The sequence below is a fragment of the Methylobacterium sp. genome (genome assembly GCF_019745455.1).
Taxonomy (GTDB): Bacteria; Pseudomonadota; Alphaproteobacteria; order Rhizobiales; family Beijerinckiaceae; genus Methylobacterium.
In genome coordinates, this window is record NZ_JAIETD010000007.1 from 1 (window position 1) to 24,440 (window position 24,440).

Annotated in this window: 16 protein-coding genes; 5 read left to right on the forward strand and 11 right to left on the reverse strand. The window is 63.9% G+C overall.

Going from position 1 to position 24,440, the window contains the following annotated elements:
- Positions 1-541: 541 nt before the first annotated feature.
- On the forward strand, positions 542-1,531 hold the full coding sequence (locus K2Y56_RS01135; protein ID WP_292503967.1) for an ADP-ribosylglycohydrolase family protein: 990 nt from the start codon (positions 542-544) through the stop codon (positions 1,529-1,531).
- 590 nt (positions 1,532-2,121) lie between these two features.
- The gene (locus K2Y56_RS01140) at positions 2,122-5,781 is read left to right on the forward strand and encodes an AAA family ATPase (RefSeq protein ID WP_292503970.1); all 3,660 of its coding nucleotides are present in this window, start codon (positions 2,122-2,124) and stop codon (positions 5,779-5,781) included.
- A gap of 25 nt (positions 5,782-5,806) precedes the next feature.
- Here the strand turns inward: K2Y56_RS01140 and K2Y56_RS01145 are convergent, their stop codons facing one another.
- Together K2Y56_RS01145 and K2Y56_RS01150 are read right to left on the reverse strand one after the other, a co-directional pair.
- Positions 5,807-9,388 carry a type ISP restriction/modification enzyme gene (locus K2Y56_RS01145; protein WP_292503972.1) on the reverse strand — a complete coding sequence of 1,194 codons (3,582 nt, stop codon included), beginning with the start codon at positions 9,386-9,388 and terminating at the stop codon, positions 5,807-5,809.
- Between the two features lie 4 nt (positions 9,389-9,392).
- The gene (locus tag K2Y56_RS01150) at positions 9,393-12,509 is read right to left on the reverse strand and encodes a helicase-related protein (RefSeq protein WP_292503974.1); all 3,117 of its coding nucleotides are present in this window, start codon (positions 12,507-12,509) and stop codon (positions 9,393-9,395) included.
- Between the two features lie 324 nt (positions 12,510-12,833).
- On the opposite strand from K2Y56_RS01150, the gene K2Y56_RS01155 reads away from it, so the two are divergent.
- From K2Y56_RS01155 to K2Y56_RS01165, 3 genes are all read left to right on the forward strand, one after another.
- Complete coding sequence (locus K2Y56_RS01155; protein WP_292503976.1) at positions 12,834-13,109, forward strand: ArdC family protein; 276 nt, start codon at positions 12,834-12,836, stop codon at positions 13,107-13,109.
- A gap of 81 nt (positions 13,110-13,190) precedes the next feature.
- Entirely contained in the window at positions 13,191-13,709 is a 519-nt protein-coding gene (locus K2Y56_RS01160) for a zincin-like metallopeptidase domain-containing protein (RefSeq protein WP_292503978.1), read from the forward strand.
- Positions 13,706-14,368, forward strand: coding sequence for a hypothetical protein (locus K2Y56_RS01165; protein ID WP_292503980.1), 663 nt, complete (start codon positions 13,706-13,708; stop codon positions 14,366-14,368). Before K2Y56_RS01160 ends, K2Y56_RS01165 begins: the two co-directional genes overlap by 4 nt.
- A 27-nt stretch (positions 14,369-14,395) precedes the next feature.
- Here the strand turns inward: K2Y56_RS01165 and K2Y56_RS01170 are convergent, their stop codons facing one another.
- The 9 genes from K2Y56_RS01170 to K2Y56_RS01210 all read right to left on the reverse strand — a co-directional run bounded on the left by K2Y56_RS01170 (position 14,396) and on the right by K2Y56_RS01210 (position 23,968).
- Entirely contained in the window at positions 14,396-15,472 is a 1,077-nt protein-coding gene (locus K2Y56_RS01170; protein WP_292503983.1) for a hypothetical protein, read from the reverse strand.
- Between the two features lie 61 nt (positions 15,473-15,533).
- Positions 15,534-16,346, reverse strand: a complete 813-nt coding sequence (locus K2Y56_RS01175) for a hypothetical protein (RefSeq protein WP_292503986.1) — start codon at positions 16,344-16,346, stop codon at positions 15,534-15,536.
- A 931-nt stretch (positions 16,347-17,277) separates the two neighbouring features.
- Positions 17,278-18,000, reverse strand: a complete 723-nt coding sequence (locus tag K2Y56_RS01180; RefSeq protein WP_292503989.1) for a DUF3102 domain-containing protein — start codon at positions 17,998-18,000, stop codon at positions 17,278-17,280.
- A gap of 173 nt (positions 18,001-18,173) precedes the next feature.
- Positions 18,174-19,652 carry a hypothetical protein gene (locus K2Y56_RS01185; RefSeq protein ID WP_292503991.1) on the reverse strand — a complete coding sequence of 493 codons (1,479 nt, stop codon included), beginning with the start codon at positions 19,650-19,652 and terminating at the stop codon, positions 18,174-18,176.
- Positions 19,649-20,575, reverse strand: a complete 927-nt coding sequence (locus K2Y56_RS01190; RefSeq protein ID WP_292503993.1) for a hypothetical protein — start codon at positions 20,573-20,575, stop codon at positions 19,649-19,651. The genes K2Y56_RS01185 and K2Y56_RS01190 overlap by 4 nt, the downstream gene beginning before the upstream one ends.
- Positions 20,572-20,943, reverse strand: coding sequence for a hypothetical protein (locus tag K2Y56_RS01195; protein WP_292503995.1), 372 nt, complete (start codon positions 20,941-20,943; stop codon positions 20,572-20,574). The genes K2Y56_RS01190 and K2Y56_RS01195 overlap by 4 nt, the downstream gene beginning before the upstream one ends.
- A gap of 629 nt (positions 20,944-21,572) precedes the next feature.
- Complete coding sequence (locus K2Y56_RS01200) at positions 21,573-21,779, reverse strand: AlpA family phage regulatory protein (RefSeq protein ID WP_366848040.1); 207 nt, start codon at positions 21,777-21,779, stop codon at positions 21,573-21,575.
- A gap of 76 nt (positions 21,780-21,855) precedes the next feature.
- Positions 21,856-22,776, reverse strand: a complete 921-nt coding sequence (locus K2Y56_RS01205; protein WP_292504001.1) for a hypothetical protein — start codon at positions 22,774-22,776, stop codon at positions 21,856-21,858.
- A complete protein-coding gene (locus K2Y56_RS01210) occupies positions 22,769-23,968 on the reverse strand; it encodes a site-specific integrase (RefSeq protein WP_292504004.1) in 1,200 nt (399 codons plus the stop codon). Before K2Y56_RS01210 ends, K2Y56_RS01205 begins: the two co-directional genes overlap by 8 nt.
- Positions 23,969-24,440 lie beyond the last annotated feature (472 nt).

Below are 24,440 nucleotides of genomic sequence, written 5' to 3' on the forward strand. Positions count from 1 at the left end.
CCTTGCAGCTGGTGCCAAGATGCGTCGGCAGACGTGGACGAACAATGGTGCAGCCGACACCATGCGGGCCAATATCATCGTCATGCGCCGGACCTGCGCCCAAGCGCTCAACCTCTCGACAGGCTTGGCAGATTTCACCCGCTAACCCTTCGTCCAGTCTGCATTGGACGATCGCTACCAAGTTGCGCGATCTTCAGATGTGCAATCACCCAGCTGGTTGCTACATTTCATTATCCCCCTGAGACACCCCCCTGGAATACCCCTAGGATACCGACCGCGGCCACCGGCCGGCACCCTACCCCTACCCCTACCCTGCATACGGCTGCTGCGGTGTACCCCCACCTACCGGCATGACTCGATCCTCCCTACCATCGTCTAGTCCGTGCACGATCGCTTTTGCTTGGGCCTCCGGAACGAGCAGCTCCACCTGCTCCACCGTGGCAGCCATAGGCGGCGACCACCGCTCGCAACTCCACCCCCGCAGCCGTGAATCTTCAGCTCCCGTTCGGCCTCATCCGACCGCCACCTCTGGAGCTTCATCGTGACCCAAGCTCTTCATCTGAACCCGGCCATCCTCGACCGTGCCCGTGGCGCCTTGCTCGGTCTCGCGGTCGGTGACGCGCTCGGCACCACCCTCGAGTTCAGCCGCCGCGACACCTTCCATCACCACATCGAAATGACCGGCGGTGGCCCCTTCAAACTCGCTCCTGGCGACTGGACCGACGACACCTCGATGGCCCTGGCCCTCGCGGAGAGCCTCCTTCATGCCCCCGGCTTCGATCCAGGCGACCTCATGACCCGCTTCGTCGCCTGGTACCGCGATGGCACCAACTCCTGCACCGGCACCTGCTTCGACATCGGCATCACTACGTGCGAGGCGCTCGCCCGCTTCATACGCACGGGTGCCCCCTACGCTGGCTCCACCGATCCCGACACCGCCGGCAACGGTTCCCTCATGCGGCTCGCCCCCGTCGCCCTCGCCACCCTTCATGATCCTGGCGAAGCCGAACGGATCGCTGAGGCACAAAGCCGAACCACCCACGGCGCGCCTCAAGCCGTCGAGGCCTGTGCCTTCTTGGTCCAGCTCCTCCGCGAAGGCATTCTCGGCCAACCCCACGTCCTACGCCCGCGCCCCTGGATCGGAGCCGATACAGACGGCCTACGCCCCCGGCACTTCATCAGCGGCATGGACGACGACCTCACCCCCGTAGAGCGGACCGGCGACGCCGCCCTTCATGAAATCGCCCAGGGCTCCTGGCGCGGCAAAACGCGAGTCCAAATCCGCTCCTCCGGCTATGTCATTCATACGCTCGAAGCCGCGCTCTGGGCCGTCGGCACCACTACCACCTTTGAGGAGGCCCTCACCCTGGCCGTCAACCTCGGTGATGACGCTGATACGGTCGGGGCAGTCACCGGCCAACTCGCCGGTGCCCTCTACGGCGCCTCGGCCATTCCCGAGCGCTGGCTTCAGCTCCTCGCCTGGCGCGACCGGATTACCGACCTCGCCGATCGCCTCTCCTTCCCTGAATGATCGGTCTGACAATTCAGCCCGGATGACGAGCATCGCACTTGGCCAGACCGGACTACGGCCAGCAAGTGGTTCTCTGTAGAGAGAAAATCCTGTGCCGCATCTAGCTTGAGACGTATACGCGGGTTCGGCGAGACCGAACTCTGCTACTGCTTCGCGCCCATAATAGTCGTTCCTCCGAATGATGAAAATTTCCAGAAGCGGACGCTCACTGGATCGTCCGAACTATTTTTCTGTGAATGCGCCGCTCGTAGGCGGACATCAGCACCAAAGAGCGCCGCCGTTTGACTGGCTTCAACGGATGGGTTTCCGCAGGGACGTTGGGCGCGGATCAGGCCACCCAAGGAAATACGGTATCTTCACCGAACGAGAGGACCACTTCGGTCGGTCCGAACATCTGACGCCAACGAGCGGCGGTCCATCGAGATCGACCACGGAGAGGATCATGAACCCGGCATGAGCGCAGACTTCCATCAGCCAGTTTGACCAATTTGAATAGAGAATTTTTCCAGAAGCCAATAAGGTCATACCTCGAGTCTTGCCTCCCCTGTTCAACGACGTAGGGTTAAGTCTGCCTAGGGGAAGACACGCTTATGCCGACACATATCACCGCGCGATTGGCGTGGCACGCCGACGGATGGGACGGCAGCGTCTGTTCGTCTCCGGAGCAGAACAGCTATTGCGTTGGGTGGAAATCTTTCCCGGGTGACGTAATCGCACGCGAACGAGATCTCGAAGTGGAGGGCGCGCTCGCCGGCTGTCGTGGCTCAGCGCTCAAGGGGTACGTGCCGCCTTGTAGCTACAGCTACAACGCATTTGGCCTCGACCCAGCCAAGGCCGCTTCGAATCCGCCAGACTTCTTCCATGGTGGCGCGGCACGACGGGAATGGGAGATGGATCCCGCGACGGTCAGCGTTTGGCCCTACGAAGCAATGTACGGAGAGGATATTACCGCCTCAGGTCGTACGGACAACGACCTTCGGAGGCGTCGCGTCCTAGAATTCTTCAGACCGATCCGAGACGATTGTGGCAGCAACCTAATTTTCTACTACGCGAACTATTCAAACCCGATTTCTAACGAGGAGACGCCACGGTATGTTCTCGTAGGTGTATCGAGGATTACCAAAGTCGGGGCGGAGTTCTTTTACGAGGATGTGACGCCGGAAATCGCCAGCCGCTATGCCGGAGGCATGATCTGGGCTCGTGACATCACGTCGGCCTACCCAGACGAAGGCCTCCGACTGCCACTGCACTCCTATGCGGATGATCCGGAGCGGCTCGCCCAAGTCGCGGTCATACCGGACAACCCCGTGCTGTTCAAATACGGGTCAAAGCACCTGACCGACGACCAGGCAATTGGCCTGCTGGAGCAGTTGCTCGACAAGGTCAGGATGTTGCGGGCTTGGGGCGATACCAGTGAGAATTGGGAAGCCCGCGAAGGTTGGCTTCTCTCAACGATTGCGGAGCTATGGCGGACTCGCGGGCTATATCCAGGCCTGTTGCGAGCTCTGGACGCTGCTGGCGCTGCGGATCTTATCGACACGACCAAGGCGTATGAGACACGGCGAGGCGGCCAAGCGGCGGTTCAGGCCGCGTTCGACTGGTTGGATGGAGCATCGTCCGGAGACTTTTCGCCGCCTCTGACTCCGAAGGCGGAGCAACAGATCCGGCGGGCGTGGAGCCTTCTTCCGCCCGGAGCTGCAGATCTGTTGCGCGCAGTGCTGTCACGCTTCGACCTACCGGCGGAGACGATGAGGTCGGTCATAAGCGATGGAAGAGCATCAAGCGGCCTCCCGTTCGAACTCAAGGCCATTTCGGACAATCCGTACCTCTTGTCGGAATGCTATCGCGGCGACAGCGCAGATGACCGAATCCCATGGGGCCTGGTCGATCGCGGTGTGATCCCAGAACCGCACCTTGGCGGCGGTCATCTGGCTGAAATGACGCTCGATGACCCGCGACGATTTCGGTCACTGTGCGTCGATCATCTAAATCGAGAGCCAAGCCACACCTTCCGGCAGGGCGAGGAGCTCATCGCTGAGATCCGCGAGCGTGTCGCGCGATTTCCGGATTGGAAACAGGCCGCCTTCAGCGATCGGTATTTCGACGCAGACAAAGCGTTTTTGGAGCCCGTCATCCACATGGAGGCCGACGAGCAAGGCCGTCGCGTCTATCTTGGCGCAGTCCATGAAGACGAGAGGCTGGTCGAGGCCACCCTCAGAGGGCTGACTCGCAGGCCCGATATCAGCCTGCGCCGACCCATCGGTGATGAGGTCTGGAAGGGGTGGACCTATAAGTCGGACAGCTCCTTGGCCGAGCTTTGTGGCGAGTTGTATAGAAAGGCGGCGTTTGAGCAGGCCGAGATTTGCGCCCGTCTATTCCGTCAGCCGATCTGCGTGGTTACCGGACCAGCGGGCACGGGCAAGACGTCGGTCATCGAGGCTCTTGTTCGAGCAGTCCGTCACACCGAGGGCGAGGGCGCAAATGTCACAGTCCTTGCACCGACCGGAAAGGCCACGGATCGGGCGCGGGAGATCTTCCAGGACGCCGGACTTTCCGGCGTTTCGACGAATACGATCCATTCCTTGCTTGCGTCCAAGGGATGGCTGAATGACAACTTCACCCTCAAACGCAAAGGTGGGCAGAAGGCGGCGATCTCGACCCTGATCGTGGACGAGGCGTCAATGCTGGACCTTGTGCTGGCCGCCGCGCTCTTTCGCTGCATCGAGTGGAATGCGGTTCGAAGGCTGATCCTGGTAGGCGACGCTGGGCAGCTGCCGCCGATCGGTCGCGGGCGCGTCTTCGCCGATATTATCGCGTGGCTAAATAAGGAAGCGCCGGCCGCCCTTGGACGTCTGAGCCGAAACCTGCGCCAGCTCCGCAACGAGGCTTCCAGCGCCGGTACCGCCATCGTCCGCCTCGCGGAGCTGTTCGTCGTCGATAATGAAGACAAGCTGTCTGAGCACGCAACCGAGCGTCCCACGCGACCCGACCAGGAAGCGCTGATCGAGCGGCTCCATGGGGGCGGCAAAATAGATGCGGACCTCGACGTCATCTTCTGGGACGAAGAGTCCGAGCTCCCGTCTATTCTGATCGAGACTGTCGAACGCCGCATGCGTGGCATGGGCGCGGAGGGCGACGATGCCGACGCGCTTTGGCGATCGGCTCTCGAGGCGGATCCCACCCGGTTTCAGATCCTGACGCCACACAGGGGGGAGTCGCATGGCGTCGAGGCATTGAACGACGCGTGTCAAAGTCACCGGTGCAAAAAATACATCGACACCGTCGGATTGGAGGGCGGCGTTACCCTTACCGACAAAGTGATCCAGATTCGAAATCGGCCGGTGTCCGACATGATATGGGCGTACGACTATAATGCTCGAGGCCAAAAGCAGGTCCAAGTCTTCAATGGCGAGATCGGTAACGTCCGCGCGATCGGGTTCGATGCCAGGAAGCTGTGGTCGAAGGTGAACGGCAACGCATACGGCATGCGCCTCAGCCGGTTCGCGGTTCACTTCAAACGCAACCCGCAGCTTGGCGTCGGGTATGGGCGAAAAGTGCCGACGCCACGCTACGAGCGAACGGAGAAGGTCGAAGACAACCTCGAACTCGCCTACGCCGTGTCAGTCCACAAGGCTCAGGGTAGCGAATTTGAGCACACGTTTGTCATTGTGCCGTCGAGCGCAAGGCGGCTGGTATCGACGGAACTGACCTATACGGCGTTAACGCGAGCCACCCGCCATTGCACTCTTCTGGTCGAGGGCGGGGTGAAAAGCCTGCTAGACTCCCGGCGGCGCGAGAACGCTCAGACGCCTCAGATCAACTCATCCCTGTTCACCATACATGTGGCTCGGCGAGAACTGACCCAACGCCGCGGCTGGTATGAGGCGGGCAAGATTCACGAGGCGCTTACTGGCGACATGCTTCGCTCAAAGTCCGAGGTGATCATCGCCAATCTGCTGCATGAACGTCAGGCGCCGTTCCTCTATGAGAACCCGTTGGTTGCACAAGATGGGACTATGCGACTACCGGATTTCACCATCACCTGGCAGGGACAAAGTTATTATTGGGAACATCTTGGGCTCCTCGAGCTATCCACCTATGCTGATGCTTGGAAGGCTAAGCAGGCTTGGTACGAAAAGTGGTTTCCGGGGCAGTTGGTCACCACCCAGGAGGGGCCGTACCTCAGCCGTGAGGTGGACGACCTTTTGGGACGCCTGATGCGCGGAGAGCTGACGGCGGCCGACGCCTGACGCAGGCACGTGGCCGGGCTCGCTCTCAATCCGCCATCCCCCGAAACGCATCCGGCCAGCCGCCGTGCTGGTCGATGACGCGGTCGATCTCGGCCATGACCTTGCCGGTCTCTTCGAGGGCCTCGATCATGCGGCGGTAGTGGAGAATGTCCTCATCGGTCAGCAGGCGGCCAGGCTTCAGCTTGTCCTTGGAGCCGGTCTGGGCGCGGTCCTTTAGCCATTTCTGGGCCGGCTGGTAGCCGCCGATCCAGTGCTCCCAGGCGGCCTGCTGTACGGTGGTGAACCAGTTCTGATCGTTTAGATAGACGCGGCCTGAGGGTTCGCGGCGCACCTCCTTGTTGAAGCGGCCGAGGCGCGCCTCGCCGTCGTTGGAGACGAAGCGCACCCGGGGGTCCTTCAGCAAGTCCGGCAGGGCGTCGGCGTCCAGCAGGTGCAGGGCCACCAGCTTCGTGCCCAGCGGGATCAGGGTGGCGAACAGGCCGCGATCCTTGGGCAGGGGCACGTGGACGAAGTCGGACTTCAGGAAATCGGCATAGCGCTCGCGATAGGCAGGCGAGTGCAGCACCGTATAGATCCAATCGAACACGTCGCGCGCGCCGAAGGTCATCTTCAGGTCGCCCCGCTCGCGACGCAGCGGCGGCGAGCTCTGAGTCGACGGGGAGGACTCGCCGCCCTGCAGCGTCCCGCGCGCTGGCTCAACGAAGCCGTCGTCGAAGCTGAGGTCGGTCAGTTTGGCTAGGCGTGTGAGCATCCCGCTAGCAAGATTGACCTGTCCGCCTACCCCCAACCCGTCTGCAAAGATCCAAAGCGGCGCAACGTAGGAATTGGTCGAGGTCTTGTTCGACAAGAAGATTTTGTCCGAAGGGGCGTTGGCTATAAAGGCATGCGCCCACTTCGGGTCTGTTACTGCTCGCGGAAATAGAAGGGCAAGATTTTTCCCTCCATTCATTTGGCTAGTAATGCGATCCCTGACGATCGTAACGACGTTCCGGTTTAGGATAGTCAGGCGCGGATCGAAAGGCCGATAGGACACCTCTGTCGTTCGGCGATTGGACGGCTCTGAAACGTATTTCTTCGCTCGGTCGTAATTCCATTGATTGGTTGTGCAAACGCGTAAAGATTTTCTAAGCTCATCAAAAGAACTTGAAGTTGCGAGAGCGTCCAGTTTTAGGTCTAGATCGGCCGGATCAAATGCGATCGCCAAATCATCTTGTTGAGAAGTAAAGCCGGTAGCCCAGCGAACCTCCATATCGGCTTGTCGATCGCCAGTGCCAAGCCAAGCGGTGAGTGGAGCGAAAGATTGATACGCATCCTCTTCTTCGACGTTGCCTGATTCTCGAAACCAGAAGTTCGGCGCTGTGGTTGTGTGGTAGCTGCGCGCGCTGTATCGACGAAGCGTGCGCTTCGCCAATGCATCCATCTTAGCTTCGTACGTGCCCGTCAAGTCGTGCAAGCGGGCAACCGATTCGGTGTCATTCAGCACGGATCGAGCGGCGACAGTGATCGCCACACCCGCGGTGATCTCGAAAATCGGCTGATCTAAATCTGCCCCAGCCTTGCCGCGTCGGATGCTTCCATGCAGATCCAGATAGTCCGACTTTGAGAAGGATTGGAGGAGACTATGGCGCATGTCTCTTGCCTGAGTTCCATGTGTGAAGCCGTGACCGGTTATAAGTCCAATCACTCCAAATATCGATCGGCCGATCACGTGCTCAGCCAGCCTCATAAATTTTATATAATCATTGGACAGGGCTTGAATTTGACTTTCCTCGTCGCGCACCGTGGTCTTGTAGACCTCGACTAAGCGATTGATCCAAGGCTTGTTATTCCACGACTTAATCGCATACGGCGGATTCCCCACCACCACCGTGAACCGCGCCCGCGCCTTGGCGTCGTTGGCTGCCTTCGCCTCGTGCGCCAAGGCTTCGTTCATGAAGGCCAGCTGCAGGTTGAAGTCCTGTGCCGGCTCCAGCGCATTGGTCAGGAACACCCGCGCCCGAATTGGCTGAGCTTCTCCGTCCGGGCCTGCCTCGACCCCAGAGAAATCATAGCCGGTGTCCGCCAGCTTGAGGCCGATCTTCATGTGCGCAACGGCGTAGGGCGCCATCATCAGCTCATAGCCGTACAGCCGCGGCAGCAGCTGCTCGGCCACATATGCGTTCCACAGCCGACGCTTCTCCTCCGCCGGCTTGCCCTTCCACACCTCCTCCGTCATGCGGCGCCAGATTAGGTCGATGACCTCAACCAGGAAGGTGCCGGTGCCGGTGGCCGGGTCGAGGATCTTCACGAACGGCTCGTCTAGCTTCACACCGTCGGGGATCTTCGCGTTCGGATGCGCGGCGACGAACTCGCCCCAGGTGGTCGTGTCTGCCAAGCCCAGCGGCAGGCTGAACTCGGTTCGCAGGACCTCGTCCACCGAGCGGACGATGAAGGAGACGACTGGCCTCGGCGTATAGAAGACGCCGCGCTGGACCTTCATCGCTTTGTCGTAGGCGGCCAGGAAGCCTTCGTAGAAGTGTATGACCGGGTCGTCGCCCTGCTTAGCCTTGTCGAAGTCGTCGAGAACCGCTTCCATGTTGGCGGTGTTCAGCAGGTCGACCAGGTCGCCCAGGCCCAGCTCATCGAAATCCAGCGCCGAACCGCCCGCGTCACGACCGACCGCGCCCATGAAGCTGGTCAACAACTCCGACAGGAACGGGTTGGTTGGGATTGCCGTCTCCAGCGCGTCCGTCGTAATCGGCGGCAGTGGCAGGTCGCTATTCAGGTTCCGCGCCTTATCAACCCGCCAGCGCTGCACTTGGTCAATGCGTTTGGACAGAAGCCCGTAGGCAATGGTTTGGGCGTAAGTGTCGGCAAACTTCGGAACGTCGAGGTCCTTGTTCAGCGTCGACTTCACCGCCTCGAACAGCTGGGTCAGCGGCTGACCCGGCTTCTCCTTGGGCAGGATCTCCTGGATCGCCACGCGGATCTGCTTTGCGTTGTCGGCTAGCGCCTGAGCCATTTCCTTGGCGGTACGGATCGCCTCGCGTGGCCGGTCGACAAAGGCGTTGGCCCAGCGCGCCTTCCAGACCTCGTCCTGCTCGTGCCCATACGGCCAACGCAGGCGCCTCAGCCGCTCGGCCACGGTCGTCATGTGGCGTGGGGTGTCAAGCTGATCCCAGCTTAGCACCCGCAGGGTGGGCAGGGAGTTGACGTCCGGCTCCTGATGGAAGTGGGCCAGAGCCAGACGACGATCCTCGGCCTTGCCGAAGGCCGAGACGAACAGCAGGTCGTTCTTGTCGAACAGCGCACGGTCGCCCGCATTAGCTGAGGCACGCTTCCGGCGGCTGACGCTGGACAGTATGCGACGCAGCAAGGTAACGGGCAGCTCGGCCTTGTCGAAGTCGACGAAGAACACGCCCCAGGCGTTTTCTCGTCCCACAATCGGCCGCAGCTGAGTGATCTCGACCTGGGCGTTCAGCTTCAAGCCAAGCTCGTCGGCCGTGTAGCTGTAGGTCAGGTCGCCGAGCGGCAAATCCTCAGGGATCTCCCACTCCAGCTCGTCGCGCAGGTAGGTCACCAGGCTGGAGAAATCGGAGAGCTCCTTCAGGGCTTCGTAGTGGGTCATCGGCTCAGTTCAACTCCATCCACGTCTTAAGCACCGGGCGCACACCCGCCGGCGCCTGGACCCGGCGCAGATAGCTCGTCTCGATGTGCTTCTCGACCGCGATGCGGGCTGCAACCAAGGCGGCTCGGTCCAGCTGGATGCGGCGCCCAATCTCCGGAGCGGAGCGGACGTGGGCGGCGATCGTGGGCGCCCCCTCCAGCACTGGTCCGCCAGCCAGATCGCGGAAGTACCAGCGCACCTGCCGCCCCTCATCGAAGTCCCATCGCTCCTCGCCTTCGGGCCCCTTGGCCCGCCCGGGCAGGGCATAGCAAAAGAAGACACCCTGGGCGCTGGAGGCCTCCCGGCCGCTGAAGACGCGGTTGGGGAAGTCCGACAGCCGCTCTTCCAGCTCCGGGTGCTCAATCAGCAGCTGTCGCAGTTCGTTACGTAGCAGCTCTTCCTCCGATGGCTTCTGGTCCAAGCTCTCGTTAAGGTTCCTGAGGTCCTCGTAGTCATCCAGCTCAGTCAAAAGCCGCCTTCCTTCGATGCCGAACAACTTCGAGATGCGCAATGTTTTGCCAGCCACGCGGTGGTAAAGGCCAAGCAGTCTCTCCAAGGCCTTGTTCGGCAGGAAATTCCAGTAGGCGACCTTGCCCCGCAGCGGTGCCGTGTTGGGATGATCAGCGACCATCGCCGTCTCGATGTCCGGGTTCATGCGCCGATCCACACGGCCAATACGCTGCATCAGCCGCACGGGGTTCCAGTGCAGGTCGTAGTTGATGAGGCGCGTAGCGTCCTGGAGGTTGAGCCCTTCGGACAAGACATCAGTCGCAATAAGTACCCGGATCTCCCTCTTGCCTTCCTCGTAAACTGCAGACGACGACCAGCCGTTGTAGTAGGGAGCGAAGCAACGGATAACACTTTCGCGATCACGGCCCTTGTGCGATCCAGAGTCGATCTCCTCTACCCCTTCGATACCCGCCCGGATCAGCTCGCGTTTCAAATAGCGGGCGGTGCCCTGATACTCGGTGAAGATTAGCACCTTCTGCTGGCTCAGCGCAGAATCTTCGGTCAGCATCCGGCACAGTGCCTTAAGCTTACCGTCGTGATCCGCATTAAAGCCCTTCAGCGCTTCGAGGAATTTGATCAGCTGTTGAAGATCTTCACGGGTCTCGGCGATCAGCTCGGGAATTTTGTACTTATCACGCGGAAGACGCTCGACTCGATCCTGCATGTCGCCAGTGATCAGTGGGTCGGCGTCATCCTCGCTGTCGCTGTCGGGCTCCGCGCCCGCATGCCGGCTCAGACCAACCCTGACCTGGTCGATCTGTTGCCTATGCCGGTCCTTCCAGACTGCAAGGTCGGCCTGCTCGGCTTCACTCTCGGCATGGGCCTCCCAGAAGGCCAACAGCTTAATTAGCAAGCGGTAGCACGAGAGCTCGAACGCGGCCGTCGAACTCTCCAGGCGCTTCAGGAAACCAATGCGGATCAGCCGCACGACCTGCGCTCGGCGACCAATGGCGAGGTCGTCCTCCTCTCTCGGATCGATCAGCCACTCAGTCGGGTCATACAAGGCCAACCGGAACATCGGATTCTTATGCTGGAAGGCCTCCTCGACCAGATCAAGCAGCCGCTGCTGAACGGGCAGCAGTTCGTACTCTGCGACCTTCGGATCCTCCCGCACGGGGAAGACCGCTTCGCCCTTGGACTCGGTCTTCTGGCTCGCCTTCACATAGGCCCGACTGCGCTGGACCACGAGGCTCTGGACTAGCACGTCTGCGGCGAACGCCGCGCGCGCCGGCCCCAGCTCAATCGTCTGATCGACGTCGTCCTCCGGCGTCGCAGTTTCGTCAGCTTCGTTCAGCTTTCGAATCGTTTTCTCAAGTGTCCGAAAATGCCCTTTAAGGGAATGCACGCCGAGGCTGGCGAACGTGTCGCCGTCAGAGGCGAACAGTTCAATCAAATGCATCAGGTCGAAGACACCGTTGTTCACCGGGGTGGCGGTGAGCAGAAACATCTGCTTTCCGCGCGCGATCCGCTGCAGGATTCGGTAACGTGACTCCCTCTTTCGGCCGGTGCCGGCCAGACCCGGGTTCCGGAAGTTGTGCGCCTCGTCGATAATGATCGCGTCGAAATGCTTTCCGATGGCCTCAACCGCTTTAGCCGTATCGTTGCTGCGGTTCAGATCGGTGTGATTGAGGATCATGACGTTATCCCATGGACCCCGGCCGAGATCTTTCAGATGGCGATCGAGATTGGCCTCCCACACTGATACCCGACCGGACTTCGGCACAATCAGCGCCACGCGCTTCTTCTCATGAATGGCTAAGCGCTCCAGCAGCATCAGACCGACGAAGGTCTTGCCCAGCCCGACCCCGTCGCAGAGGAAGGCGCCGCCGTGCTCGCCAGCAATTTTCATCAACTGGCCATAGCCCTCGCGCTGATAGCCATCGAGCAAAGGCCAGATCTTGGACTGGTTCCTCTCCCACTCCCCTGCAGAGATCTCGCGGCGCCGAAAGTATTCCCGCAGTGACTGCGCCCAGACCTCGAAGGGCGTGAACGACTGGATATGCCGTTCGACGACCCGGAGCATCTCGAGTGTGACGTCTTCGGCCTCTTCCCAGTGCTCCTCGTACCATTCCTGAAGCACAGAGACCGGCTGGCCTGTGATTTGTACATTCAACTCGATGTTTTGAGTCAGTCCGGGGCCAGTAAAGTTGGAGGACCCTACCAGCGCTGCGGCGCCGATGACCTCACTGCGGGCATGGGTAATGTAGGCCTTCGCGTGGAAGCGTGTCTTCCTGTAAACGCGAAACTGGATCTTACCGGAGCGGATCGCCTCCGCAATGGCGGGCACACCGTCTAAGAAATCGTTCTTTTCTTTCTCGACCTCGATACTCTGGTCTAGTCGCCCCCGTCGGACCTTGAGCGCCTGTTCGAAGGCTTGGCGAGTGCGAGCCGCCACCTCGTCCCCCATGAGGACGCGCAGCCCTTCGGTCTTCTGCCACTGACCATCAAGACCCAGCAGGGCGCTGATCTCAAAATAGGCTGTCGCGACGTCGATCGACTGGGCGTAGTCGCACCAGTCATGTAGATACCGCAGCGCCTTCCATTCATCATTGCTGTTGTCGACGATGAACAACTCGCCGCCCGTTCCCGAGTGCCTTCGTGCTGGCATGCATTCCCCCTGGCTGGCTCACCATACGGATGGGCGCCAGGCACGCAACGTGTCATTCAGTTGGTCAACGGATCGTCAGCTTTCTCGTTGTTGCATCCGCAAGCTGCCCTTCCGGTCTCGGCCCGACTCGGTCATTCGAGGCCGCCCATCGTATTGCCAGTAAGTGGATAAGCGTTCGAAATTTCTCTCTTCTTCATCTGCGGTAATTCCCTCTCCGCCGCAAAATCTCGCAGCGTCTAGTGAACCTTCGCCCGTCAGCCGCAAAGCGGCTCAGCTCGGGCGATGACCATGGCCGATCCCCACACTCGCGTCACCGCCACCATCCTCCAGCACCTCGCCACCGCTGACCCCGCCGCCTGGGTCTGCCCATGGCACTGTGTTCAGGGTGGTCTACCCCACAACGCCCTGACCGGGCGTTCGTACCGCGGCATCAACACCTTCGCGCTCTGGTGCTCGGCGCAAGGCAACAGCTACGCGGAAGCCCGCTGGGCCACCTGTCGACAATGGGCCAAACTCGGCGCTCAAGTCCGCCTTGGCGAGAAGGGCAGCCCCGTTCTGTTCTAGCGCGATCTGCGTCCCGAGATCTCCGAACTCGCTGGCAGCGACGATGCGGATACACCCCGGCTTGTCGCTCGCGCCTCGACCGTGTTCAACGCCGCTCAGGTCGACGGGGCGCCCGAGCTAAACGCGTCTCCGCCCACACCGCTCGACCCGACGCCGACCTTCGATCGGTTCGTCGCCGCCACCGGCGCGGTAGTCCGCATGGGCGACGCCGCGTACTACCTTCCGTCCCGCGACGAAATTCGCATGCCGAACCGGACGGTGTTTCGCTCAACCGAGGGCTACTGCGGCACGCTCAGCCACGAGTTGATCCACTGGACTAGTGCCTCCCACCGTCTCGATCGCCAGCTCACTACCTGCTTCGGCACGCGCGCCTACGCCGCCGAGGAGTTGGTGGCCGAACTCGGGGCCGCCTTCGTCCTGGCCGGTCTCGGTATCGCCCCCGAGCCCCATCCCAACCACGCGGCCTACATGGCCGGCTGGATGCCCCTGCTACGCGACGACGCTAGAGCCCTCGTCACCGCTGCCTCGCTCGCCTCCAGGGCCGCACAGTTTCTCGAGGCCTTCTCGCAGCCCGCGACCGACACCGAGATCGCGGCATGACCCGCGATCCTCGCGCCGACGACACCCCGCGCTCCGGCGGCGAGGACAGGCAACGCGCGCGCAGCCCGTCGCGCCGGCGGCTCCTGGCGTTGCTCGCCTTGGCGCCGGTGCCGCCGGCAAGCATGGTGACGGCAGCGCGTCTCGGGCTGTGCCACGATCCAATCCCGCAGTTGTTCGGGCAGTTCGAAGCGCTGGTGGCTGCCTACGAGCGGGCGCTCGCCCGGGTCGACCGGCTCGAGGCGGCACTGGTGGCGCGCCTCGGCCATTCGCGGGTGCGTCTGCCGACCCCGCCCGGGGACCCCGGGTTGTATGCAGCCGAGGCGTACACGATCGAGCGGCACCTGCCGCCGGGTCCGCGGGCACGTCGGCTGAAGCGGCGTCTGTGCCAGCGCAGGCGTTCGTGGGAGGCAGCCGCCGAGGCCTGCGGCCTGATCGAGGCTCAGTGGCACGAGGCGACGGTTGCCCGCGCCGTCCGGGCGGTGGGCGCGGTGCTGATGGCGCAGACGGCGACTAGCCTTGCCGGTGTGCGCCTCAAGCTCGTCGTGCTGCTCGCCCTGTACGCCCCGGGCGGTGCCGGTGATGCGGCCGAGCCGTGGCGGGGGCTGCACGGCCTGCTCGCGGACCTCGCCGGCCCAATCGCGGACCACGAGCGGGATTGAGGGCGGCAGACCGGCGGGGCGGGGCGGTCACCGCTGCCGCATGAAGAGACCCCTGGCCATAACCCGCATCAGGGCATCACCGTGAACGCAGCTCACCTCGACGCGGTAGTTCTCCGCCAGGATCGCGAGCCGTTCGCTCAGACGTGTGCTTGGGTGCGCCTTGGTTGCGGCGAGGATCACCGCGACGAGCGCCCCGGTCCCGCGGCGACCGTCGAGCCGGGCGGTGATGGCCTGCTCGATCTGATCGGCTGCGGACTCATGGATCTCGCCCTCGTAGTCCTTGAGCTGGACGGCCACGACCCACGGGCTCTCGGGCGCGAACGGGTTCGGGACGTGGATCTCGATGTCGGCGCCCTCCTCGCCCGCCCCGCCGGTGTGGATCACCTCGACGTCGCGCATCAGCGGCACGAGGGCGGCTGTCAGCACCGGCTCCCACTCGGCGGACTTCAAGACGGCACGCAGCGGCTCGGTGATGGTGGTAGCCAGCTCGGTGACGCTCGCCTGCACCTTGTCGGCGGTGGCACGCTGTGCCCGTGCGAGGTGATCCGTGCCTTGTGCGAAGCTGCGGGCGACGTCGCCAGACGCCACCGCGGCGGCGATCGCCTCAACGTTATCGGTATACGCGTCCACGCTCCACAGACGCGACCGGCAGCTCAGCGAGCGGCGCAGTGGGGCGAGGACGAGGTCTGAGGTGTAGGCGACGCCGCCCGGCGTCAGCACCTCGACGGGGCGGATGTGCCCGAGGTCGCCGATCGCGACCGGGATGTCGTAGCGGTAGGGGCCGGTGACGCGGCACAGCGTGAAGGTGCCGTTCTCCGGCACGTTCGGCACGAGCACCGTATCGCCTGTGCGGATGGCGTCCTCTGGGGCGTGCGAGCCCTCGCCCAGGAGCCGCCAATGGCCCCACGCCATCTTCTCCTCATTGCTCAGGCCCGCGTAGCCGACGGCAGGATCGCTGCAGCGGGTCGACACCGTCGCGAGGTCCTGCTCAGGCAGCCAGCCCCAGCCCTGACGCAGCCGCCCCTCAAGCAGCTCGCCGAAAATGAAATCGCGGTGGGCGCGGCTGTCGCGCGACGTGCGCATGGCCCAGGCTTTGGTGGTCATGATCGATCCTCTGTTCCAGTGGTTGCTCGCATCGAGCGGCTGGGGGCTTGGTCCGGCGGGCTTAGTCGAGCACCCAGCCGGCGGCGAGCAGGTCCTCGAGGGTGTCGAACCGCGTGCTCATCGGCGCGTTGCGATCGACCACGCGCAGGATGCCAGCGTCGAGGTCGTAGCCGTCCATCGCGCCGAAGCGACCGTCGCGGTTCTTCAGGCAGACGCGCCCCGTCAGCTCAAGACCGGCCAGGATGGAGAAATCGTCGATCATGCCGAGATCGGGCCAACACTGACCCAGGAACTGACGCGTGCGCTCCACCGGATCCTCCGATAGGGTGAAGTCCCAGCCGGCGTCCGGCGCGTCCACCACCGGTGGCTCCCCCGGATTCTCGCCCCCGTCGTCTGGCACCGAACCGACCCCGGCTTGCAACGGTGGCAGCTCCTCCTCCTCGTAGCCGGCGGCGCCGAGCGCCGTGGCGAGGATGGCCACGTCAACCAGGGCGATCGGCCGGGTCTGCCCCCGGCCTGAGCAGTCGAAGAACCGGTGCCGCAGCCAGACGGCGTGTCGCGCGCTGTCGGCCCTCGGCGGTTCGTCGCTGAGATCCTCATCGATGATCGACCAGCCCGGTCCGCAACCGAGCTGTCCGAGGAAGCGCATCGCGTCCTCGACCGACCCGGTGATGTCGAGCCCCGTGCCGATGGCCGCCGGCTTACCCTCGGATCGCGCGAGCCATGCCCTGGCCGACGCGGCGGCGATCGTGCCCGGCAGCAGCAACGCGATGATCGCGCAGCCGAGGGTGGGATCGGGGTCACGCGCGTGACGCAGCCGCAGACGCAGGTCGGCGAGGTGATCGAGGTCGAGATCGTTGTCTGGGTTCGTCATGGCACACTTCCACTGTGAGGACGCGCCAGAACCCTTCGTGACCTGTCAGTTCAGCTGGGACACGCGAAAAAATTTGGAAGACAAAGTCGCCCTCCAAACTTGCTGGCGCTGGGGCCCGGGCGCTCAGGCCAGACCGCCGCGTCCGCGCATCGCGTTGGCGGTAGACAGCTTTTTAAGGAGGTTATCTACTTTGGCGACGAGTCGAAGTTTCGATCGCCGCAACACGTGATGGGCGGCCATCGACGCTCTGCCTCGCCCGAGCGACCTGCGCCTGCACCGATGCTGGCACGCAGGTCATCTCACCATATCCGGGACACGCCAGGCCCCCCACGGGCTCCGAGCCTCCACCGCTACTCAGGCGGGATGGGGACCGCCGGATCAAGCGCCGAAGGGCATCGGTACCAAGGACGCGCGCAGTAACGTGTGCGTCCAGGAGAGGGGTACAAGGCTTGGCAGCCAAACCCCTTGGACGCGTCGCACTCCAGCGGATCGGAGGGTGCGTCGCCGTTCGCGCTGGCCGCCGGGATGGCGGGAAGCGGTGCGTAAAGGCCGACAGCCCAACCCCGGCCTGCCTGTCGCAAGGTTGCACCTCCGATCCGACGGTCGACGACGGCGCGGCTCCGAGGTTCGGGCCCATCCAGTCAGGCTGGCTTCGCCGCTGCCCAGGCGAAGCCTTGCTCTTCGGCAAGAACGATCTCCTCAAGCGCTCACCAAGGTTCGATCCCTCAATACAGAGGGGGCGAGGCACCTGGATGCGACGGCAAGACGGAGCCGGGAGTGAGGGAAGCCCGCGGTCGCTATGGAGGGCTACGCCAACGCGCGCCTCGAGTTGACGATCGAGGACCGGTTCAGCCAGCCGGTGCGGGCGCGCGAGTGGTTCCTCGTACCCTGCCTGATCGGCCCAGCAGGAGCCCACGACGCAAGCCGGCCGTTAATCGTCCTCGGGGGCTCGTTGCAGGCAGGCGAGAAATCGGGAACTGCTCGCTCGCATCAGGAGGTCACGCAGCTCGGTGTCGATCGGACCGAGGCGTTCGAGCACGATCGCGGCAGCCAGTTCTGCCGCGATCTTCTCGGCTTCGTTCCGCGCCAGATACGCCTGATGTTCGGCGTGGTGCCGCTTCCGCTCCCGCTCCGCTCTTGCCTTCTTTTGGGCGCGCGCCTCCGGCGACAGCGCGGCTTCGGCCTTCACCTGAGCCTTCGCTTCAGCCGCGACCTTGCGGGCTCGCGCCACCTCATTCTTGATATCCTCGAGGCTCGGCCGCGCGCCGGTCTCGAGTTGCGCGATCACCCCGTCGCGGACGTGTTGGGGCGTGGCTGGCGCGGACAAGCTATAGACCGCCGTCATCTCCAGAACCGACACCGTGTCGGATTTGCCGGCGAACGCCTCCGCCGCATTCATCAGGCGTTGCGCCGTCCGTTCGCTCAAGCCGAACTCAAGGGCGAGCCACGCGCCGAATCGGCCGTGCGTGATCAGGGCCTTCACCCGCGCCAGTTCGGCGCCGGCCTCCAACGCTTCCACTACGGAGCGGCGCAAGCGCGACCGGATTCGGCTCGCATCCGCCCGCAAGGCCTCCGCTAAGTCCGGTGCGAGCGCGCCGTAATCGAAGGTGGCGTCCGCTGAGGTGACCGGTGTCGCCGATGCGATGACCGCCACAGGCCCACCTGTCATCGCTGTCCTCCTACCCGATGTCCCGCCACATTCGTCCGCGGGCGTCCGTATCGGCCAGACGCGCCCACCGCGCCATGTAACTCGCTGGAAAGCCGAGTTGGCGCCGAGCGTCTTTCTTTGATCACCGAAATTCAACCCGCCCGTCCGGACCCGCCCCCCTACGCCGCATCCACGACGGGCTCGGTTGCGTGCGCGTCCGGCTCCGGCGGGTCGCCGAGCCCGGACCAGCTCAGCCGGATCGGCGGCAGCGACCGCGGTCCACGAAACAGTGCGTAGTCGCGGTCGCGACGCAGGGCATCCGCGGCGTCGAGCGCGTAAAGTATGCTCAACGCGTTCGGGTGCTCGCCCGGCGACCGCCGATGGGGATCAAGCACCGGTACCGCGGGGCTATCGACGAGCCCCTGGCCCGGCCGAGGCACGTAGACGCGCACGCGCGCATCGACGTGTGGGTGGCGTGCGAGCCGGTTCAGCCACTCGTGCATGTTGGCCCATTCCTGAGTTCGTGCCGAGAACTCGTCGAGTTCCCAACCGGTCGCTATCTGGTGCCAAGCCCCGCGCCGGGCGGCCGAGAAGAAGCCGCGCCGGGTGAGGCGCCGTGCCGCGACGTCGATCTCGGGCGCGACGCCGATCGGCTCGACGTCGCCGAGGTGGCGCGTGCCGGCCAACGCGCGCAACCCAAGGAGCCGGGCGAGCTGGACCCGCTCCCCGTCCAAGACGGTCCGGATCACACGCGCATCGAGCGTGGCGAGCATCAGGCGTACCGCCGACCACGCGAAGGCGACCCGCCCCGCCCGTTCGCGACGACGTGGCATGTAAATCTTCAGCGCCTCGCCCGGCGGCTTGCGGAGGATGCGGCGCAAGTGTCGATCGAGCGCCAAGCGGAACGCCCCCCGCAGCCACCCGGGGACGTGGGCAAGGACGCGGGTGCGCAGGCCCGGTTCCGCGGCCGCGTCGTGGACGAGCACGAAGGTGTCCGGATGATCGGCCGCGAATTCCCGCCGCACGAAGTCGCCCATCGCGGCGGCGAGTTCGGCCGCAAGCCGCGCGGCGCGGGAGGCGTCGCGCACGCCGATCGCCTCCCAGTGGACGGTGACCAGGGCGTTCGGCACGATCCCGTGCTCCTGCATCAGGAACGAGACGGCATCGACGAGTTCGATCGCCATCTCGGCGGGTATGACACCCGTCTCCCACGGCGCGAGGCGGAACGGCACCAGCGGCTCGAGGAGTGCGATCGACGACGTGACGGCGCTCTTATTCTTGGGCGCGGGCAAGTCCTCCGTCACATCGGCGTCGTCACGCGTGTCCGCGATGTCGAGCCCGGAAGCCGGCATCTCGATCGTGGGCGGCCCGGGGTAGAGATTCCGCGGGACGGGGCGGTAGCACAGCAGTACCTGGGGAAGGTCGGCCACGAGCGCCGCGATCTCAGGGTCGGGCGCAGGTACGGCGATTCCCCCGGGGTCGGCGGTGCGCAACGCGGCGAGCAGGCGCGACTGTGGGCCGTCGAACGCGACGGGCTGGATACGGGCGATCGCCTCGGGGTGGTCGAGGCCCCACAGGCGGGCAGTGCGCGCCCGCAGCTCTGGGTCCGCGATCTCGGCCACGAGGCGGAGCGGGTCGATCTCGGTGCGGTCGTTCATGCGAGGGTCGGGGATAGGAATGTGGGCATGGCAAAGGCGGCGGCCTGATCCTCGGCGCGGGCGCGATCGCGGCGGTGCTGGCAGAGACGTTCCTCCCAACCGTCGTAAAGCTGTGCAAACGCGCCGAGCCGTAGCGCCGAGATGTGGCCGCTGCGGGTGCGGGCTGTCGTGCTAAGCGCGATGGCGCCGCCGAGGCGTGACTTGTCGCCGATCGGCCCGGAAGCCTGCCACTTCTCAAGCTGGAGGAGTGCGCCAAGTGGGTAAATCCGGCCGTCGGCCGCGCGTATCCGCGCGTCTGGGTCGAGGCTCTTGGCAACGTAACGCACGTAACGCCATTGCGAAGCGAGCATTCGCTGGTCCTGGCGTTGCTGAACATCGACGGTGTGCGGCGGGGGCGCTATCCCTGTGAGCTGTGCAACGCTGCGCTCGACCTGCGCGAGTAGCGCCGGCCGCGCGCCGTTTGGCAGATTGATTAGGACGTGGCTGTGCAGGCGCCCGAGCGCGTTCTCGTGGACGAGGACGTAGAGCAGCGGCGTGTCGGGGAAGGCGCTGGCGCGCGCCTTCCCGATTCGGTTCATCATGAGTGTCGTCAGCCGAGAGACTGCGCCGGGGTCGACTACCCCGCACCACGACCAGTTCACGGTGAGGAACCCATTGAGAGCGATGCCGTAGTACTGGTTAGCGAAGGAGACCGCCTCTATCAGTTCGATGACCTTCTCGGCGGGGAGGTAGACAGCTTCCGGATCGTCCACGGCCTTCCGGTCCTTGGCGATCGCGGCCTCGGTGGCGCGCTGGAGATGTGCATCTAGGCGGGCCGGCATTGAGCCCGGCATCGGCGCGTATAGGCGGTCCTCCCGTTGGACGCCGGGACGGAAGTCGTAACCGTCCTCGTCGGCGCCGAAATCGAAGGGGTTGAGGGTCATTGCCGCTCGCCCTCCCTATGGTCATTGCGGGTCTCCTCCGTAACGGTGACCGCAAGGTCGTCGAATAGTGACATGACGGGCGGGGCAAGGAGCTTGCACCGTCTCGGCTGTGCGCGACGCGGTGGCGGTGATCCGCGTCCCGGCCAGCGCACCCTTTGAGCACGGTCGAAGTAGTCCCGCCGGCCTGCAAGCGCACCGCCGTAGACGGTCACCTTCGTGCAAAGGTCGACGAGGCGGCGGACCAAGTCACAGCCGTAGTAGGGATCCGTGTCCCAGAGCGCCGTGGCTAGCGCGAACGGCGTGTTGCTATCGCCGAAGGCTTGGACCGGCGTGTAGTTCCGCGGCGTCGGCTTGACGCGTATTGCCACGGTGGGGGTAACGGGCGCGGCACAACAAGTAGTGCAAAAGCACAGTGCGGATGTGATGCGCATAAGTGAACGCTGGAACGCGTCCGTAAGCTCGGTGTCGGGTGGGACGGACGTTGACGTGGGCGGCGATGTCTTGTGATCGCTTTCGCGCGGCGTCGGCGATGCAGTGTCGAAGAGGGAGGCGGGCATGGGTGTCCTTTGGGCATGGGGGTGCGTTCGCCGCGGCACCGAGGCCGCGTGCGTGATTAGGCAAGATCGAGGTTGATTGGCCCCGGTGGGCGCGACACGCTGCAGCCGTGCACGCCGGATTGAATTAGAGAAGGAAAGGCCCGCGACCTCGGGGAGCGCGAGCGGGGAAGGCTACTGGAGCCGGGGCGGTGCGCTCTTCCGGATCGAGAGGAGCGTCGTGCGCACGAAGATCGCCTTCTGACGGCGGGCAACGTCGCGCAGGATCGAAGATATCGGCGAGCCGGTAATGCGCGAGCGGCACCGAACGAGGTTGCGTCGTGTTTTCGGGTTCGACTGGGCGGGTTTCATGGGGGCCTGAGATTTGAGGCAGGGGGGATTGATCGCTGCCGGTGCGAGACCGGCGGCGTCGAGGCACTGGCGATTTGTGCAGGATGCGCGGTCTAGGACGCGGGCTTGTCGGCGAGCGCCAGGATCACGCTCGTGGCCCAAACTGTCGTTCCGGGCGTCAGGCGGACGCCGGGCGGGAACTTGCCGGCGGCGACCTGAGCATAGAATGTAGAGCGTGAGATCGGCAGAACCCCGTGAGGGGCCACGATCTGTCGAACGCGCAAGTAACGTGGGAGGGGATCAGGGATTGGCTGCGGCAATGGCGGGCTCCGTGTTCGTTGCGGTGCCCACGGTCATACGGCGCGAGAATACGCCGTAGGGGACGTCGCCCTCGCTCTATCGGACGTCCGTTCCGGGTGGCTCGTCGTCCGCAGCGTCGTCTTCAGGAATGGCGATCCGATTGGGCTTTAATAAGCAACTGACGGCTCTGACAAGGTGATGCCGCACCCGTTTTGGTCCAAGTTCAATTCCGTTTAGAAGTAGAGCATCGCTCAAGTTCCGCGGAACTCTACTCCTCTTCTTCGCAAGCTCGCTCCTGTATGGACCGATGGCCATAACTGCCAGCAGTCCGTAGAGTGTGCCTTCCGACAGGGACGGCTTTTCGTGCAATTTTTTCTTCAGAGAGTCGACCTCGGCTCTCAGAAGCATCAGTTCGCTATTTGATGCACGCAGGGCGGATGCCAGTTCATCATTCGAACTCGGAGATTCATCACCAAAACTTCTTATTACGCTAGGAACTCCAAAGCTTTTGCTCGACAGCCATTCGAGAAATGCGCGCGGCGGGACTGTTTGGCTTAAGATACCGACATCGATCGCGCGGGAAATGTACCAGAACCGATCAGCGACTTGCTGCGCGCCCGAGTGAATGCGCCGGTTGCGCTGGACCCAGGTCAGCAGATTGTCGTTGATGCGAGGAGCAATGCCGAACGAAAGGGCGACGGCCTCCGCCACACTCCAGCCGTCGGCGTCCATCCAACGCGCCGCGTCCTCGGGGCGAAGCGGTTTCGAGATCTTCAACCAGTCGTCTTCGAGGATCGTGCGCTCGCGCTCGTAGGCGGTGGTCAGGTCTGCATTGGAGAGCGCGGCCAGTTCGTCCCAGCGTGCGTTTCGCGCGCCTGCGACGTCCTCTACGTCCTCGGCGTAGAACTCATCACTCGTCTGGTTCTCGAAGTAGGCTTCCCCTGGAAGCCCGAGTTCGCGCTCAATGAGGAACTCGATCTGCCGCCGGCGTACCTCGCTGACCTCGTTCTCATCCATGCCGTTGATCTCCTGTCGATTGCGTGGTCACGAAGGCGGCCCACTCCTGCATCAGCGGACGCCGCTTATCGAGCAGGTCCCCCCGCCGGTAGGCCGCCTCGACCTTGCCCTTGATCTTGTGCGCGATCGCCATCTCGACGACCTCGTTCGGGAACGCCGTCGTCTCCGCCGCCCAGTCGCGGAACGACGAGCGGAAGCCGTGCGCCGTCACCGGGACCTTCATCCGCCGTAGAAGCATCAGGAACGCCATCTCGGAGAGCGGCTTGCCCGTCCGGCGCCCCGGGAACACGAGATCGGAGCCATCGCCGAACTCCCGCGCCCGCTCCAAGATCGCTAGCACGGGCGTGCTCAGCGGCACTCGGTGCTCGCGCTTGCCCTTCATGCGCTCGGCCGGCACTGTCCAAAGACCCTGATCGAGGGCGAACTCCGGCCACCGCGCTCCCATGATCTCCTCGGTGCGCCCGGCCGTGAGGATCAGGAACTCGAAGGCAAGGCGGACCATCTCACCCCTCGTCTGGCGAAGTCGCGCGATGAAGACCGGCACCTCGGCCCAAGGCAGGGCCTCGTGGTGCTTGACCATGGTCGTCTGCCTCGGCAGCCCCTTCGTCACGCCGGCCACGGGGTTCTCGCCCTGCCGGAAGCCCGAGGCCTTGGCCCAGTCGAGCACCGTGCCGATGCGCTGGCGCACCCGGCGCGCGGTCTCGGGTTTCTCGAGCCAGATCGGGGTAAGCACCCGCAGGATGTCGGGGGTCTCGATCCGGTCCACCGTGCGTTCGCCGAGATCGGGGCAGACGTACTGCTGGAGCGTGTTGCGCCACTGAGCGGCGTGCTTGGCATTGCGCCAGGTGCCCGCGTTCTCAGCATGGACGCGCTCGACGGCTTCCGCGAAGGTCGGCACTGCGACCTTGGCGACGCGGCGTTCGGCGAGCGGGTCGCCACCCTCACGGGCGAGCTTGCGGTAGGAGAGCGCCTTTTCGCGCGCCTCGGCGAGCGACACGAGGGTGAGGCCGCCCAACCCGATGTCGCGGCGCCGCTCCTTGACGACCGTGCGCAGGAGCCAGCGCTTGGCCCCGCTCGGATCCACAACGAGATAGAGGCCGTTGCCATCAGCGTAGCGGCCGGGCACCTTGAGCGCGCGGACCTGAACCGCCGTCAGCGCCTTCTCTGGGTGTCGCCCTAGCCGTTTCGTCACACGGTCTTCCGAACTCAGTACCCCACATTCGCGCCCACATCGTACGCCGGATGGGGCCGGATGACAACGGATCAGGCTGGACGGTCACATGAGCCTAAGGACCTCTGTTTACAGCGAAACACCCGACGCCTCGGACTCCTTTGGACGGGCTCGGATTGGGCGGAGGCGGACACCCCTTCCGCCAAAGTCACAAAGTCAGTGAATCTTTTGATGAGTGATTTCTTTAGATTCTGGATCCTTTACCCCAACATGGTGTCAGGCTCTGCTCTGTGGCGCTCAAATTCGGCCTAGGCGATGTCGTGCAGCCGCTGAGCCTCCAGCCGAAGGCGTTCATGGATCGCGACGAAGCACTCAGGTCGGATGGCCGGATGAGCCACGAAGCTGGTCGGCGCACTCATACGGGCCGCCTCGCGGCTTGCGATGCTGGAGGCGGGTAGCCGGCGCCCTGAGAGCTGTGAGCCTCTCCTGCGGT